This window comes from Lysobacter helvus (genome assembly GCF_018406645.1).
GTDB classification, from domain to species: domain Bacteria; phylum Pseudomonadota; class Gammaproteobacteria; order Xanthomonadales; family Xanthomonadaceae; genus Noviluteimonas; species Noviluteimonas caseinilytica.
The window spans coordinates 2,618,213-2,634,845 of record NZ_AP024546.1; the positions used below are offsets into that span (position 1 = coordinate 2,618,213).

Below are 16,633 nucleotides of genomic sequence, written 5' to 3' on the forward strand. Positions count from 1 at the left end.
CGGCGCAGACTCGGGCCACGGGAACTGCGGGACAGGGCTGCTGCTGCGCACATCGGACTTCGGGGGGCGTCCATGATCATCGACATCACGTGCCGCACCGATCGCTTCAACCTCTCGGCCGTCGGGCCGCACTTCATCAACGACTGCTGCTTCGGCGAGGACTTCTCGCGCTGGCTCGTTGGCGCGCTGCGCAGGACCGGCGTCGATGCGAGCGTGATCGGCATGGAGGACTTCGGCTGGTCCAACCAGGCCACGCTCGACGGCACCACGTACCTGGTGTGCGTGGCGGGGAACTCGGACGCGCTCGCCGACAACCCGGATCGCGGCGAGTGGCACGTGATGCTGGAGCGCAAGCGTTCGCTGATGCAGCGGCTGACGGGCGAAGGGAAGACCTCGGCGACGGATCCGCTGGTGCGCCGGATTGCGCGGGTGCTGATGGAGGCGGGGTTGGTGGAGGTGGGCGTCGAGGCCTGACGCGCCGCGTCACTCCATCTGCTTCGACGGATCGCTGAGTTCGAGTTCGCGCAGGATCACGCTGGCCTGCGTGCGGTTGCGCACGCCGAGGCGTTCGAAGATGGACGTGAGGTGCGCTTTCACCGTGCGTTCCTGCACGCCGAGGCGATCGGCGATCTGCTTGTTGAGCAAGCCTTCGGCCACCAGCGCGAGTACGCGGAACTGCTGCGGCGACAGGCTTGCCAGGCGCGCGGCGAGGACGGCATCGGCGGGCGCGGACGGCGCACCGTCGACGGACGCACGCAATTTCGGCGGCAACCATTGTTCGAGGGCGAGGACGCTGCGGATCGCTTCGCGCAGGTCGTCCAGGCCGGTGCTTTTCGGCAGGTACCCCGCGGCGCCGTGATCGAGGGCGCGACGCACGACGCGCGGATCGTCGTTCGCCGACACCACCACGACCGCGACGCCCGGATGTTGCGCGCGAATCGCGGCGAGCCCCGCGAGCCCGTGGTTGCCGGGCATGTGCAGGTCGAGCAGCACCAGGTCGATGCCGGGTTCTTCCTCCAGCCGCGCCAGCACGCTTTCGAGCGAATCGGCTTCGCGCACGTCGAGATCGGGCACGGCATCCTTCGCCGCGCCGCGCAGGGCGGCGCGGAAGAGGGGATGGTCGTCGGCGATGAGCAGCGAAGGCATCCGGTGGTTCTACTGGACCGTCCAGCCGCCGTCGACTTCGATCGTGTGGCCGGTGATGTTGCGCGCGTGCGGCGTGAGCAGGAACGCGGTGATGCCGGCCAGTTCGTCGAAGCCGATGAACACGCCCTTCGGCATCGGCTTGAGCATCACGTCGCGCACGACGTCCGCTTCGGGGATGCCGCGCGTGCGCGCCTGGTCGGCGATCTGCCTGTCGACGAGCGGGGTTTTCACGTAGGTCGGGCAGATCGTGTTGATCGTGATGTCGGTGTCCGCGGTTTCCAGCGCCATCACTTTCGAGAAGCCGACGAGGCCGTGCTTGGCGGCGACGTAGGCGCTCTTGTAGGGGCTGGCGACCAGCGAGTGGATCGAGCCGATGTTGACGATGCGGCCGAAACCGCGCGAACGCATGCCGGGCAACACGGCGCGCGTGAGCCGCGCGACGCCGACCAGCATCACCTGCACGAGGAAGTCCCATTTCTCGATCGGGAATTCCTCCAGCGGCGCGACGTGCTGCAGGCCGGCGTTGTTCACCAGCACCTCGACGGGGCGCGAGGCCTGCGCGAGCGCGGCGGCGACGCTGGCATCGGAGGTGACGTCGAGGACGCACGCTTCGGCCGAACCGCCGGCGGCGAGGATGCCGTCGACGACGGCCTGCGCGGCGGGCAGGGCGAGGTCGGTGACGACCAGGTGGTGGCCGGCGGCCGCGAGTTCGGCGGCGACGCCGGCGCCGATGCCGCTGCCGGCGCCGGTGATGAGGATGCAACGCGAGGTCATGGTGGAGGCTCTGGCGCGTGGGGGCTGCCGCAGCCTAGCAGGGCGGCGCCCGGTCGCCTTCGGACGAAAGTACGATGCTTGCCTCGCGCGCGGGCTTGCTAGGGTGCCGGCATGGACACGACACGCACGCACGGTTGGATGGGGGTCGCGCTGGGCGCGGCATTGGCGGGACTGGCGGGCTGCGCTTCGGCGCCGCATTCGGAGGCAGCGGCTTTGTTCAACGGCGAGCGCGTGACCGAACATCGCGGCGCGGATGACCTCCTCACCGGCGGCCTGGGGCTGGACGGCTTGCGCGGGACGGCCGCGCCGGCGTTCGCGGACCCGGCCAATCCCACCGACGCCGAAGTGCGCCGCCGCGCGCTCTGGAACAACTGGCGCGGCATCGCCGACCTCGGCCCGCTCGGGAATTACGGCACGCTCTACGGCAGCACGGCGAACGTGCCCGGGCGCGAGTTCAGCGCGGACGCGCGCATCCCCGGCGCGAAGCAACCGCATCGCGTGCTGGTGCAGGTGCCGGATGCGTTCGACCAGGCGAAGCGATGCGTGGTGGTGTCGGCGTCGTCGGGTTCGCGCGGCATCTACGGCGCGATCGCGGTCGCCGGGGCGTGGGGCCTGCCGAAGGGCTGCGCGGTGGCGTACACCGACAAGGGCGCGGGCACGGATTACATCGACCACGGCGCCGCGGGCGTCGAGGTCAAACATGCGCATTCGCAGGACAACCCGGAAGCCGATTGGGGACGGCACGTGGTGCAGGCGGCGGAGTTCGCGCTGCATGCATTGACCGAAGCGTTCCCGGACCAGGCGCCGTTCCGCGCGGACAACACGCGCGTGATCGCGGTGGGGATTTCGAATGGCGGTGGCGCGGTGTTGCGGGCGGCGGAATTGCCGGGTGATTTGATCGATGCTGTGGTGGCGGGCGAGCCGAACGTCGATGTGCCCGGCGGGCGATCGTTGTATGACTACACCACCGAGGCGGCGGTGTTGATGCCGTGTGCGTTGAGCGATGTGGAAGGGCTCGCGCAATCGCCGCTGTCGGCGATGGGGCGCGCGATGGGCGCGGCGCGTTGCGCTTCGCTGGGCCTGACGGGCGAAGCAGCGCGCGCGAAGTTGCACGCCGCCGGCTGGACCGATGCGGCGATGCATGCGGCCGCGTTGTCCGTCGACTTCGATCTGTATCGCGCGGTCGCGGTGACGTATGCCTCGGCGTATGGGCGATACGCGTTCGGCCAACATCCGTGCGGTTTCAATTTCGCCGCGCAGAACAAGGACTTCACGCCGCGTGCCGCCACGCCCGCGGAAATCGCGGCGTGGCGCTCGGATGCGAGCGGCATTCCGCCGGGCGCGGGCGTGGGCATCATCGATACCAGGATGGCGGCACCCGATTTCACGCGCCCCGGCATCGAATGCCTGCGCGAACTCTGGACCGGGCAGGGTGCCGACGCCGATCGCGTACGCAAGGGCGTCGCCGAGGTGCGCGCCTCCGCCCCGCGCAAGGGCCTGCCGGTGATCGTGGTGCACGGGATGGATGACGGATTGATTCCGCCGGCGTTCTCGAGTGCGCCCTACGTGGCGATGGCGAAAGCGGCCGGGCGCGACGTGCGCTACTGGCAGGTGCGCAACGCGCAGCATTTCGACGGGTTCCTGGCGTTGCCGGAGTACGGTGCGCGGTATGTGCCGCTGTTGCCGTACGTGTATGCGGCGCTGGATCGGGTGGCGGCGCACCTGGATGACGCGTCGAATGCGTTGCCGGCGGATGCGGTGGTCGAGACGAAGGCGCGTGGTGGCGAGGCGCTGACGGCAACGAATCTCGCGATTCCTCGATAACGCAGCGAGCGGGGCGTCCCCCTCCCGGCCTCCCCCGCAGGGGGAGGCGTCGAAGCGGCCTTGCGGCTTTCACGCGAGGTTTGGCACCCTGCCGGCCTCGACAGGGAGCGACCCCCATGCAGCGACCCCGGCATTTCTCGATGCTGCGCGACTTCCACCTGGCGGACTGGTTCACGCTCGCCAACGCGTTCTGCGGCACCGGTGCGATCTTCGCCGCCATGCGCTTCCTGCAGGAAGGCGTGGTGCGCGACCTGCTGGTTGGCATGGCGCTGATCCCGCTGGCCTTCATCTTCGATGCGCTCGACGGCCGCATCGCGCGCTGGCGCAAGTCCGCGTCCACGCTGGGCCGCGAACTGGATTCGCTTGCCGACGTGATCTCCTTCGGCGTCGCGCCCGCCGCCCTCGCCTACGCCTGCGGCTTGCAGGGCGGGTGGGACTGGGTGGTGCTGTCGTATTTCGTCGGCTGCGGCGTCAGCCGCCTGGCGCGCTACAACGTCACCGCCGAGCAGCTGTCCGGCGAGGACGCGAAGGTGAAGTACTTCGAGGGCACGCCGATCCCCACCAGCCTGCTGCTGGTCGTGCTGCTGGCGGTGGCCGCGGTGCAGGATCGCCTGGGCACGGACCTGTGGTTCGGCATGGTGAAGCTGGGGCCCTGGCAGCTGCATCCGCTGGTGCTTGTGTTCGCGCTGTCGGGGTCGCTGATGATCAGCAAGACGATGCGGATCCCCAAGCTGTAAGGCTTCCGACGCAGGGCCGTGATCGCCCTGCCACCTGCGCGGCGCTACGATGGCGGCCTTCTCTGGAGGCCCCCATGGACCCGACGCAGGATTTCGAGGCGCTGTCGCGCCAGTACTGGAGCAACTGGGGCGACATGCTCCGCAGCGCCACCCAGGCGGCCCAGCCCGCGCAGCCCCCGGGTGCGCAGGCGTGGCACGACGCCGTGGACTGGTGGACGCAGCTCGCCCATGGCCAGCGCGGCGAAGTGAACGCGGCGGTGGATCGTTTCAATTCGCAGGCGCGCGGCTGGTTCGGCGCGATGCAGCAGGTCGCTGCGCAGTTCGCCGGCAAGAATGCGGGCGCGCACGACATCACGCAGGCGTGGAAATCGGCGCTCGGCGCGGTCGGCGAGAACCCGTTCCCCGAATTGTTCCGCGCGATGCGCGGGCAGGGGCAGCAGGGGCTCGACCAGTGGATCGAAGACGCCTCGCCGTTCCTCGACTCGTGGAAGCGCGAAGCGAGCTCGTGGCTCGGCATGCCGGCCTTCGGGTTCGCGCGCGAGCACCAGGAACGCTGGCAGCAGCTGGCGCAGGCGCAGATGGACCTGCAGCAGCAGAACAGCGCCTACAACGCGCTGATGATGAAGTCCGCGCAGCGTGCGTACGAAGTGTTCGAGCAGAAGCTGGAAGCGCGCGCGAAGTCGGGCGATCGCCTGCAATCGGCGCGGGCCATGTTCGATGTGTGGATCGACGCGGCCGAAGAGGCGTACGCGGAGATCGCGTTGTCGCCGGAATTCCGCGGCGTGTACGGCAAGCTGGTGGACGCGCAGATGCGCGTGCGCGGCGGCGTGCAGCGCGAAGTGGCGCAGATGACCGGTTCGCTCGGCATGCCCACGCGGGATGAAGTGGATGCCGCGCACAAGAAGATCGCGCAGCTGGAGCGCGAGGTGCGGAAGTTGCGCGATGCGATGCTCGATGCGAAGCCGGCCGCGCCCGTGAAAGCGGCCGCGCCCGCGTCGCGTCCGAACGAAGCGTCGCTGAAGGTGCAGGGCGACAAGATCCTCGGCAACAGGAAGGCCGCGCCCGCGAAGGCCACGCCGGCACCGGCGCCGACGAAGAAGAAGGGGAAGCGCTGATGAACCTGCAGAACAAGGGTCCGCTGGACTTCTCGCCGGACCAGCTCGCCACCGAGGCGATGAAGATGCAGCAGAAGCTGGGCGCCGGCCTCAACACGCTGCGCGAGGTCGACGACGTCGAATACGGCGCGACGAAGAAGGAAGCCGTGTGGTCCGACGGCAAGGTCACGCTGTATCGCTATCGCGGCGAACAGTCGCCGACCGCCAAGGTCCCGCTGCTCATCAGCTACGCGCTGGTCAACCGCCCCTACATGGTGGACCTGCAGTCGGATCGTTCGATCGTGCGTGGTCTGCTGGCCCGCGGTGAAGACGTGTACATCATCGACTGGGGCTATCCGGATCGTTCGGATCGCTACCTCACGCTCGAGGATTACGTCGAGCGCTTCCTCGGCGGCTGCGTCGACCACCTGCGCCGCACGCATGGGCTGGATTCGATCAACCTGCTCGGCATCTGCCAGGGCGGTGCGTTCTCGCTGTGCTATGCATCCTTGCACCCGGAGAAGATCCGCAACCTCATCACGATGGTGACGCCGGTGGATTTCCACACCGACGACAACATGCTGTCGAGCTGGACGCGCGCGATGGACGTGGACCTGTTCGTCGACACCCTGGGCAACGTGCCGGCCGACCTGATGAACTGGTGCTACCTCACGCTCAAGCCGGCGCGGTTGTTCGTGCAGAAGTACGTGGGGCTGGTCGACATCCTGGACGACAAGCAGGCGGTCGAGGATTTCCTGCGCATGGAAAAGTGGATCTTCGATTCGCCGGACCAGGCGGGCGAGGCGTTCCGCCAGTTCGTGAAGCAGTTCTACCAGGCCAACGGGTTCGTCAACGGCGGCGTGACCATCGGCGAGCGCGACGTGCACCTGGGGATGATCGAGATGCCGGTGCTCAACATCTTCGCCGAGCAGGACCACCTCGTGCCGCCGGCGGCGTCGAAGGCGTTGCGCGGGCTGGTCGGCACCGACGACTACACGGAGCTCTCGTTCCGCGGCGGCCACATCGGCATCTACGTGTCGGGCCGCGCGCAGAAGGAAGTGCCGCAGACGATCCACGACTGGCTCGGCAAGCGCTGAACCATGGGGCGCGCGTTGATTCGGATCGCGCGCGCCTTCGGGATCCTCTGGACCGTGCCCAACACGGTGCTCGGCCTGGTGGCCGGGATCGTGGGCATCGCGTTTGGCGCGCATGCGCACCTGTCGCGGCGCGAATGCGCGATCGTCTTCCATCGCTGGCCCTGGGGGCCGGGCGGGGCGATCACGCTGGGCAACACCATCCTGCATACCGGTGATTCGCTGGATGCGCCCTGCGTGACGTACGCGCACCGGGCCGGGCATGCGAAGGAGCCGGCGATCGTCCTCGCCGACCACGAACGCGCGCACGTCTTCCAGTACATGGTGCTGGGGCCGTTGTTCCTGCCGCTGTACCTCGCCTTCGGCGGCGTGAGCGTGCGCAATCGATTCGAACGTGCAGCCGATCGCTACGCGTTGACCGGCACGGGTTGGTGGCCGTGGAGTCGCGACGAAGTACGCAATTCGTCCAACATGGGAAACGTCTGACTTACGTCAGCTAGCTTTCGCGCGGCGAGGCGCGCTGCATCCTGCGGGATGGCGGAAGGATTCGGATTCTTGCAACAGGTGTCTGCCACGACACTGCCGGCCACTTTTTTCGGCCTGCCCGTGGAGCCCTCCCGCAATGAACGCCAGACCGCGCAGGTCAGCATCGTCCCCGCTGACGAAACTGGCTGGTCGTGGATCGATGTCAAGGTGCAACGCAAGTTGCCCATCGGCGGCAGCATCGGGCTGGACAACTCGGGCGCCAACGAAGACGCCTTCGTCCCGAAGGGCGACAACACTTCCCCGCCGGGATACGGGCGCTTCAAGACCACCTTGGGGGCTTCGCTGCGCGGCATCGGCGCGGAAACCTGGTCGTTCGGCGGCACCCGCCGGCACTACTACGACGGTTACGCGGATTTCGAAGACAGCCGGAGCGTTGCGGTGTCGATTCCCGCCGGCTTCTGGGATTTCGAACTGCGTCGCGGCGATTCGCGTTACGTCAAGGAAATCGAGTCGATCTTCACCAGTTATGGCTCGGAAGGAAAATCCAACGACCAGAGCCTGAAGGTCGGCCACACCGTCTCGCGGTCCAAGCGCGGGAAGACCGACGTGAGCCTGCGCATCCAGCGCAAGGACAGCGAGAATTTCATCAACGGCACGCGCATCGACGCCAACAGCAAGGTCTACACCGACCTGACGCTGGGCATGTCGCGCGTCGACCAGCTCTGGGGCGGCTCCCTGTACGTGGACTTCAACTGGAGCCGCGGCACGAAATGGCTGGGCGCCAACAATGTCGTCATCGATCCGAGGGAAGGCCACACGCCCGCGCTGTACTACAAGTACGCCGGCAACGTGAGCTGGAGTCGCCCGATCAAGTTCGGCGACAGGCGCTTTGACTACGCGTTGCGCAGTGGCTGGCAGTATTCGCCGAGGAAGTTGCTGGCCGCCAACCAGCTCAGCATCGGCGACGAGTACACCGTGCGCGGTTTCAAGGGGGCGTCGGTCTCCGGGGACCGCGGCATCTATCTGTCCAACACCGTGTCCATGCCGATCAACCGGGTGTTGACCGCCTTCGTCGGTGCCGACATCGGCGTGGTCGACAGCAACCACTCCGACAAGCGGCACGAAGCGATCTCGGGGTTCGCGCTGGGCCTGCGTGGAAACTGGAAGCACGCCAGCTTCAGCATCACGCACGCAGAACCCATGCAGAACCGGCGCGATCCGCCCGCCGACCCCCGCAACCCGCCGCCGGACAATGCGCGTGACGTGCTGTACGCCACGGCGACCCTGCGCTTCTGACGCGATGCGCCTACGGCTGGCTTGACGGACGCATCACGACCCCGCAGGTAATATCTGCACCGTCGAAGAAGAACCCGAGATATTCACGATCAAGGGAACGACTTCGGCAAACTGAAACCTCGCTCCCCTCCAGGCCCTGAAAAAGCCCGTGAGAGCGGGGTTTCTCTTTTTGGCTTGAGCCCCTTCGGGGCGGCATGCCTTATCCCCCGCGCTACGCGCGTGCCCCTTCAACAAGAAGGGGCGGACCGTGGTCCGCGCTTTCGCAGCTTCTGAGACGGGGGAGCGCCACACTCGCGCGCACATGAACTCCTCGTCCGCGACGTTTGCCTCCGACCTGTTCAGCCCCGCCGAGCGCGTCCTCATCGAGGACGAGGAAGGAGGCTGCCGGTATGTGCCCGCATTCATCGACGTCGACCGCGCGGACGCGTGGTTCGCCGCGTTGCGCGATGAAGTCGACTGGCGCCAGCAACGCCGCCCGATGTACGACCGGGTGGTGGAGGTGCCGCGGCTCACATCGGGCTATGCGCTCAATGGGAGCGAGGCGTTGCCTGCCGTACTCGGCGAGGCCCATGCCCGGGTCTGCGCAGAACTCGGAGTCGCGTTCACCCACGTGGGCCTCAACTACTACCGCGACGGCCACGACAGTGTCGCGCCCCACAACGACAAGCTGTCGACGCTGATCGCGGGGGAGCCGATCGCCCTGGTTTCGCTGGGCAGCGCGCGGCGCATGGAGATCCGTGCGAAGGCGCCGCCGCGCGGCGTGGTGCGCATCGACCTGGAGCCTGGGAGTCTGCTCGTGATGAGTTACGCGATGCAGTCGCATTACGACCATGGGATTCCGAAGACGAAGCATGCGGTCGGGCCGCGGATCTCGTTGGCGTTCCGGGTGCGACCGTCGAAGGTGGCGTGACGCGGGGAAGTCCATCTACATCGTGCGGAGACACCGTCGGCGAATCCGAGACGCGCTCGTCGCGTTGCGTAACGCACGGGCGTAGAAGGACACGCGGCGCACGACGGGATGCGCGTTTGCGGCAAGGAGGTCGCGATGGATCGCGTGCATGGACGCTGGATGGCGTGGACCTTGGCGTGCGCCGCACTCTGGTCATCGATGGCGAGCGCGTCGGTGCGCAAACCTCCGCGCACTGGCGGAAACCAGGCAGCGATCATCGTGCCCGATGCGGTGTCCGATCGCGTGGGCGCAACCGCCGGGGCCTTTCGCGTCGATGAGTCCGGTGCGGCGACGTACACGATTCCGTTGCAGGGCGTACCTGGCGCAGCAGGCCTGGCGCCCGTGCTGTCGCTCGCGTACTCCAGCCATGGCGGCGACGGCGCCATGGGCAAAGGCTGGTCCATCGCAGGCACGTCGCGCATCGTCCGTTGCCGCGCAACGCGCGAGGCCGGCGATTTCATCGTCGATGGCATTGCAACGGATGGCGTTTCCGCGCCGATCGCCTTCGACGCCAGCGATCGCCTGTGCCTCGATGGACAACGCTTGCTGCCGGCCCCGGCGGGCAGTGCCGCATGTCGAAGCGTCGCGGGCATGCAGGTCGCGCAACTGCGTACCGAGATCGAATCATTCCGCCGCGTCTGCGCGTACTCGGCTGCAGGCCCGTCACGCGGCCCTGCCTTCATCACCGTCGAGCGCCCCGACGGCACGATGGCGTGGTATGGCGATCGCGACAACGCAGGCGCGGCGAACCGGCCCGACGGATTCATCGAAAGCACGACGCCGGGCCACGAAGCCGCAGCGATCGCGTGGGCGCAAGTGCGGTTGCAGGACACGTCGGGCAACTACATTGACTGGACGTACCTGGAGAATCCAGAAGGCCCGGGCGAAGGCGAACACCTGCTCCAGGGCGTGCACTACACCGGCAAGCTGGCGTTGCCCGGGCAGTCGTTGGTGCTGTCGCCGTTCGCGTCGTTCGAATTCCGCTACGAGCGCTTGCCGAAGGCTGCCTGGCAACGACGTTTCGCTGCAGGCGGCGCGCTCGTGCAGACGCGGCGGCTGGCCTCGGTGGTCGCTTGCACGCGATCCGCCACGGTCTGTGCGACAGCGGAACAGGCGCGCGCGTACCAGTTCGCATACGCGCCCAGTCCGTCGGGCAGCGGGGTCGACACGCTGCAACACGTGCAGGAATGCCGCAACGACAGCGGCGCGACCTGCCTTGCGCCGACGCAGTTCACCTGGAGCGCGGCGCAGCATTCGCTCGAAGCGACGCCCGCCTGGCACCCTGCGGGCTTCGGCAGCGCGTCGAAGTTCGAGGGCTTCAAGTTGGGCGACGTCGACGGCGATGGGCGTCCGGACATGGTCTGGTTGAAGGATGGCGCGCCCGGGGAATCCTGCCCGACCGAACACGTGATGGTGAGCTTCGGCGAACGCGACGCGGCTGGCCGGCAAGGATTCGCGCCCGGCGTGTTCTCGGGATGCACGTCGACCGAGCTATCCGCGCTGGGCGAGGGCGCGTGGCAGCTGTTCGACTACACCGGGGACGGGCGCGACGACTTGTTCCTGGCGGGTACGGGGCGCTGGCGCCTGCATCCGTCGAAGGGGCGGGAAGGCGCGCCGATCGACACGACGCAGGACCTGCTTGCCGACACATTCATTCCGCAACTTGCGACCTCCACCAGCGGCGCGCACCCGCAATTGGCCGACCTCAACGGCGACGGCCTGCTCGACATCGTGTACTCCTACAACGGATTGCAGGCGAGATTGATGTCTCGCGAAGCGACCGGATGGTCCTGGGGCCACGAGCGCACGATCGGATTCGCGCCTGAAGCGCCGCTGCCGTGCCCGGAGGCGGCGAGTGCCGGGAAGTGCACGCAGTCCGCGCCCCGCGCCTGGAATCCGGAGACGCTGCGCCTGCTCGACTTCGACGGCGACGCGGCGACCGATCTCCTGCTCGCGATCGGACAGTCCTGGCAGGAGTACGAGCCCTGCACGCGCATTCCGCACGGCGACTGCGGCACGCGTGCGAGTCGTGACCTGCTGTTCGCCCACCGCGTGTCGGGCATCACGCCGTCGACGATCACGCTAGCGCGCAGCAGCGGTTCCTTGATGGACGATCGCAAACGCGATGCGCGCGTGTTGCCGGGCGACGTCAATGCCGATGGCCTGACCGACCTCGTGTACGAGGGCGTGGTCGACGGCAAGTGGGCCGTGGCATTGAACACCGGGCAGGGTTTCCTCGCGCCATTGTCGGTCGGTGTATTGCCGCGGCCCGCCTCCGTCCGCCTGGTGGACATCGACGGCGACGCGCGCAGCGAACTCGTGTTCGTCGATGCGCGGCCCGACGGCACGTTCCGCTTCCGCATGCGGCGCGCGTTGGGCGGTGGTGGTTTCGGGGCTGACGCGGACATCCCCGGCAATGGCGCCTATGCCTGCATCGGGCAGCCTTGCGATCCGGATCGTTACGCGCACGCCTTCGCGGACCTGGATGCAGACGGCTCGCCGGACTACTTCGCGCTGCAGATCGCCGAGCAGCCCGTGTTCCTCCTGGCGCAACCAGGCAGCGCGGCGCGTGGGCGGCCCCGCGACATCGTCATCGACGTGCGCAACGGGTTGGGGGCAAGGACATCGATCGATTACGTCGCGCTGGCGAACGGCGGCGTGCACAAGCGGGGATCGAACGCGCGCGACACGGTGTCGTCCGGTCGCGGCGCACCAGTGTCGGACCTCGGGGGTTCGATGCCGATCGTCGCGCGCGTGTCGAGCAGCGCCCCGCAGGCCGATGCGCCAGCCGCCATGGCGACCGTGCATTACCGCTACGCCGGCGCACGCATGCAATCCGGCGGCCGTGGATTCCTCGGGTTCGCCTCGATCGAAACCCTGGAGGCGAACGCAGCGGACGCGACGGTTTCCACGACGACGCGGTACCACCAGGCATTTCCTTTCACCGGGCAACCTGCCAGCAGCGAGACCCGCCTGCAGGTCGCCGGTTTCGACCCCGGGCCGTGCTTGTCCGATCCCGTGGCCAATGCATGCTTCGGATCGCCGGGGAGTGCATCGTGGCCGAGCACCGGTCGTCGCGTGTCGCTTGTGACGCAGACGTGGTCGAGCGAGACATCCGCAGCCGCGATGGGCATCCCTTTCACGCAGGGCGTGCAACTGCCGGTGCACGTGCGCGCATCGGCAAGTGAAGTGATGCATGACGATCCGGAATCCGGCGCGCCGTTGCGCCGCATACGAACGACGGTGCAGCACGGGCCCCACGGCAACGTCGTCGAGTCGCGCGTTCAGACCTTCCCCGGGGCTGGGCATGCATGGATGGCGACGCAAGTCACGCACGCGTCGTACTCGGATGACCCGGCGCGCTGGCTGCTCGGGCGCGTGCGCGAATCGACGGTGACGCACCAGCGTCCCGGCATGCCCGACGTCGTACGCACGGTGACACACCGTTACGATGCCGCCGGCCTGCTGGTAGGAGAGACCACGCAACCCGGAACCACGCTTGCGCTCGAGCGCGTCGATGTCCGCGACGAGCGCGGCAATGTGGTCGCGACGCATGCCTGCGGCGGCGGCGGGCGCTGCATGGCGTCGGACGAATTCCATGCCGACGATCCATTTGCCGTCCAGCGCACGACGCGCACCGTGTTCGATGCTGCGGCTCGGTATCCGGTCGCGACGCGCGCGTTGTTCAACGCCGGCGGGGGCGTTGCCGCAGAGCGCGATGTGATGCGCGTGCTCGCGCGGGATGCGCTCGGTGCGGCCACGCACTCGGTCGACGCGAACGGGACCGATACCGGCGCGGTCCACGGCGCACTCGGACGGCCGTATTACACCTGGCTGGAAAGCGTGCCGGGCAGCGTGCCGGGCGCGCCAGCCGGCGGCGTCGAGCGCTACACGACATATCGCTGGTGTGGCGCAGGCGCGTCCGCGGTGTCGTGTCCGGCGGGCGCTGCCTACCGTCGGCGCGTGGTGACGGAAGGCGCGCCCGGCGCGTGGTCGTATTTCGATGTGCTCGATCGCGTCGTGCTGGACGTCGTCCAGGCCTTGGGCGCGCAAGGCGACGGACGAGCGCTCGCCGGCACGTGTACCGCCTACGATGCGAAAGGCCGGACCACGGACGTGTCCGCGCCGTTCTTCCTGTCGGCGTCCATCGAATCACTGGATACGGCAGCGTTGACCACGGCTTGCGCAACGTCCCAGCGCGCATGGACGCGCACGACGTTCGATGCCCTCGGGCACGCGCTGCGCATCGTCCAGCCCGACGGCGCGGAAACGCGCATCGCGCGCACGGGCCTGTCGACGCGCACCACGAACCCGCTCGGCCACGTCACGACGAAGCTGCGTAACGCGCTCGGCGAGGTGCAGGCCGTGGTGGATCCGGGTGGGCATCTGTTGTCGTTCGAGCACGAGGCCGACGGGGCGCTCCGCCAAGTTGTCCGCGACGCCGGACGTGGGCCGGTGGTCCACGCCTTCACGTACGACGCGCAACGGCGCAAGCGACGCCAGGACGATCCCGACAGCGGCACCACCCACTTCGACTACAACGCATTGGGAGAACTGATCGCGCAGACGGATGCATCGGGCCATCGCATCGAACACCACCGCGATGGGCAGGGTCGCGTGCATCGAAAGCGTGTCGTTGCCGCCGACGGCAGCCTCGAGTCGGAATCGGAATTCATTTTCGACACGGCGCCGTCCGGCCTGGGCCTGCTGCACCAGGAACGCGTGACAGGCACGTACCTCGCATGGCGCGGCGCAGCCGAAATGGCGCTCTCGTTTTCCCGGACGCTGACCTACGACGGGTTGGGCCGCCCGACCGAGCGGCGCACGGAGGTCGACGGCGTCCCGTATTCCAGCCGCATCGTGTACGACGCGCTAGGTCGCGCGTGGAAGTCGCAGGATCCCAGCGGCGGATGGGACAAGCGCGTATTCGACGCATCGGGATTCCTTGTGGCGTCCTGCATTAGCGAAGCGACCGACACCACGCCCGGCTGCGCGCAGCCCCATCGTCGCGTCCTGGCTGGCGATGCGCGCGGTCGTCCAACCCGGCAGCGACTCGGATCGCAGCAAGCGGTCGAACTCACGCATGAGTACGACCCGTTCGGCGGACGACAGCTTCGCGCTTGCGCGGGTCGCGCAGGCACGGGCACGTGTGATCTGTTCGATGACACGCTTGCATGGGATGCAGCGGGCAACCTGGCGGAACGCGTGCGTCCCGGCTTCACGGAGCGCTTCGTGCATGACGCGCTGGATCGCCTCGTCGAGGCACGCGCCTCGGGTCCCGGCATCGACGCACGCCAGCGCTTCACCTATGACGCGATCGGCAACCTGTGTCGGGCGGACGTCGCGTCGATCGTGCGCGATTCGCATTACGCGGGCCGGGCGGGCTGTGGTGTCGGCGGGCTGCCGGGCAGCGGTGCGGAGCCGGCGCACGGGGCAGGGCAGGCGCTGCGCATCGGCGACTACGTGTATGCGTTCGACGCGCGCGGCAACCAGGTCGAGCGTCGACCGATGCCCGGCGGCACGTCACCGGAGCGGCGCGTGCACTACGCCCTCGACGATCGCCCGCACGAGATCACGCTCGGCCCGGTGGCGTCGCCGACGCAGCGGACGCGCCTCTGGTACGGGCCGGACGGCGTGCGCTACAAGCAGGAAACGGGCGGCCGCGTCGTGCTGTCGATCGACGGCGTGGACATCGAACGCGTCGGCGCCCACGTGGTGTTTCGTCGCACCGTGGCACCCGGCGTCGTGCTCGAAACCCATGCCGCAGGTATGCAGGAACGCATCCTGATCCACGATCACCTGGGATCGGTCGCACGCGTCCTGGATCGCGCGGGGGCCATGATCGATGCGCGGGACTGGTTCGCGTTCGGCGAACCCCGTCGCCACGACGCGCCCGGGACACGCGATGTGCGCCCGTTCGACTTGGGCGCCGCGCAAGGATTCACCGGGCACGCGCATCTCGGCACGCCGCACGCGCTGCAGATCGTGCACGCCAATGGCCGCCTGCTGGATCCGTGGGATGGTCGCTTCCTGCAACCCGATCCCTTCGTCGTCGCGCCGGCGTCCGCAGTGGGATGGCAGGCCTACGCGTACGCGAACAACGCACCGCTCGCGTGGACCGATCCCACAGGCCTGTGGGGCCAGCGCGAGCAGGATGCGTTGCGCGGCGTGATCGCCCTGGGGATCACTTTCTGGACGGGCGGCGTCGCGGGTGCGGCGCTCGCCGCCGGCAATGTCGGCACGGCTTTCACCGTGGCGATGGCCGGCGGGTTCGCATCGGGCATGGTCGCGTCGAACGGCGCGTGGCGCGCAGGTGTGGCCGGCGCGTTCGGCGCGGGCCTCTCGATCGGCATGCATGTGGCGGGCGTGGACGGGTCGTCCGCGTGGGCGGCGCGCGCCGTGGGCGGGGGTGCCGTCGAAGTGCTGCAAGGCGGCACGTTCGGTCATGGCTTCGTTGCTGCGGGCGTCTCGGGCGCGCTCATGCCACAGGTCGGGCGTATCGATCACATCGTCGTGCGCGGCGTTGCAGGGGCGTTGCTGGGAGGTGCGATCTCGGAGGCGACCGGTGGGCGCTTCGCCAACGGCGCGGCATCGGCGGGATTGCAGGCTGCACTGGCGGGGATCGCGCCGCGTTACGCAGACGTCCCGAGCGAAGACGCACGCTTGCTCGCCTACGCGCGCGATACGTACGCACCCGGGCACGCGGACTTGCTTGAAACCGTCGACCAATCGAACGGATTCTCGATGTCGGTCTATCGAGATGGCGAAGGCGTGGTCGCCGCGATGCGCGGCAGCGAAGGCGGCATGTTGCGCGGCGGCGATTGGTGGGGCACGAATTACCCGCAGGCGCTCGGGTTGCGCGTGGGCCAATATCGCAGCGCGCTGCACGCAGCGCAGTACGTGCATGCGAAATACGGCGACGGTGTGGTGTTCACAGGTCACTCGCTAGGCGGCGGTCTCGCTTCGTTGGCGGCGGTCGCCACGGGTCGTCAAGCGATCACGTTCAACGCAGCCGGCGTGCATCCCGGGACGTTGTCGCGGCTCGGACTACGCAGTGCAGGCGCGAGCGCGAACGCACTCGTCCGTTCCTATCGTTCCGGCTCCGACATCCTCAGCCTGTTCCAGGCCGCGACGCCATTCCCCGATGCGCTTGGTCGTCCCAGCTGGATCGCGCCTGCAGGTCGCCATGGCATCCCTGGCCTCTGCAAAGGAGTCGAAAACAGTGGCTGTTGA

At 68.3% G+C, this 16,633-nt stretch carries 11 protein-coding genes; 9 read left to right on the plus strand and 2 right to left on the minus strand.

Annotated elements, in window-relative coordinates; genetic code table 11:
* Positions 1-72 precede the first annotated feature (72 nt).
* Complete coding sequence (locus LYSHEL_RS12650; protein ID WP_213434387.1) at positions 73-474, plus strand: hypothetical protein; 402 nt, start codon at positions 73-75, stop codon at positions 472-474.
* A gap of 9 nt (positions 475-483) precedes the next feature.
* Here the strand turns inward: LYSHEL_RS12650 and LYSHEL_RS12655 are convergent, their stop codons facing one another.
* On the minus strand, positions 484-1,146 hold the full coding sequence (locus LYSHEL_RS12655) for a response regulator transcription factor (protein WP_213434388.1): 663 nt from the start codon (positions 1,144-1,146) through the stop codon (positions 484-486).
* Positions 1,147-1,155: 9 nt separating this feature from the next.
* On the minus strand, positions 1,156-1,920 hold the full coding sequence (locus LYSHEL_RS12660; RefSeq protein ID WP_213434389.1) for a 3-hydroxybutyrate dehydrogenase: 765 nt from the start codon (positions 1,918-1,920) through the stop codon (positions 1,156-1,158).
* A gap of 111 nt (positions 1,921-2,031) precedes the next feature.
* Between LYSHEL_RS12660 and LYSHEL_RS12665 the strand changes: the two genes are divergently transcribed.
* From LYSHEL_RS12665 to LYSHEL_RS12700, 8 genes are all read left to right on the plus strand, one after another.
* Complete coding sequence (locus tag LYSHEL_RS12665; protein WP_213434390.1) at positions 2,032-3,744, plus strand: 3-hydroxybutyrate oligomer hydrolase family protein; 1,713 nt, start codon at positions 2,032-2,034, stop codon at positions 3,742-3,744.
* Between the two features lie 116 nt (positions 3,745-3,860).
* On the plus strand, positions 3,861-4,481 hold the full coding sequence (locus LYSHEL_RS12670; RefSeq protein ID WP_213434391.1) for a CDP-alcohol phosphatidyltransferase family protein: 621 nt from the start codon (positions 3,861-3,863) through the stop codon (positions 4,479-4,481).
* A 74-nt stretch (positions 4,482-4,555) separates the two neighbouring features.
* On the plus strand, positions 4,556-5,596 hold the full coding sequence (gene phaE / locus LYSHEL_RS12675; protein WP_213434392.1) for a class III poly(R)-hydroxyalkanoic acid synthase subunit PhaE: 1,041 nt from the start codon (positions 4,556-4,558) through the stop codon (positions 5,594-5,596).
* Positions 5,596-6,672 (plus strand): class III poly(R)-hydroxyalkanoic acid synthase subunit PhaC, encoded by a 1,077-nt coding sequence (locus LYSHEL_RS12680; protein ID WP_213434393.1) that lies wholly within the window; start codon positions 5,596-5,598, stop codon positions 6,670-6,672. Before phaE ends, LYSHEL_RS12680 begins: the two co-directional genes overlap by 1 nt.
* A 3-nt stretch (positions 6,673-6,675) precedes the next feature.
* Positions 6,676-7,155, plus strand: coding sequence for a hypothetical protein (locus LYSHEL_RS12685; protein WP_213434394.1), 480 nt, complete (start codon positions 6,676-6,678; stop codon positions 7,153-7,155).
* A 78-nt stretch (positions 7,156-7,233) separates the two neighbouring features.
* Positions 7,234-8,451, plus strand: coding sequence for a ShlB/FhaC/HecB family hemolysin secretion/activation protein (locus LYSHEL_RS12690; RefSeq protein WP_213434395.1), 1,218 nt, complete (start codon positions 7,234-7,236; stop codon positions 8,449-8,451).
* Between the two features lie 301 nt (positions 8,452-8,752).
* The gene (locus LYSHEL_RS12695; RefSeq protein ID WP_213434396.1) at positions 8,753-9,361 is read left to right on the plus strand and encodes an alpha-ketoglutarate-dependent dioxygenase AlkB family protein; all 609 of its coding nucleotides are present in this window, start codon (positions 8,753-8,755) and stop codon (positions 9,359-9,361) included.
* A gap of 135 nt (positions 9,362-9,496) precedes the next feature.
* On the plus strand, positions 9,497-16,633 hold the full coding sequence (locus tag LYSHEL_RS12700; RefSeq protein WP_213434397.1) for a Tle-like phospholipase domain-containing protein: 7,137 nt from the start codon (positions 9,497-9,499) through the stop codon (positions 16,631-16,633).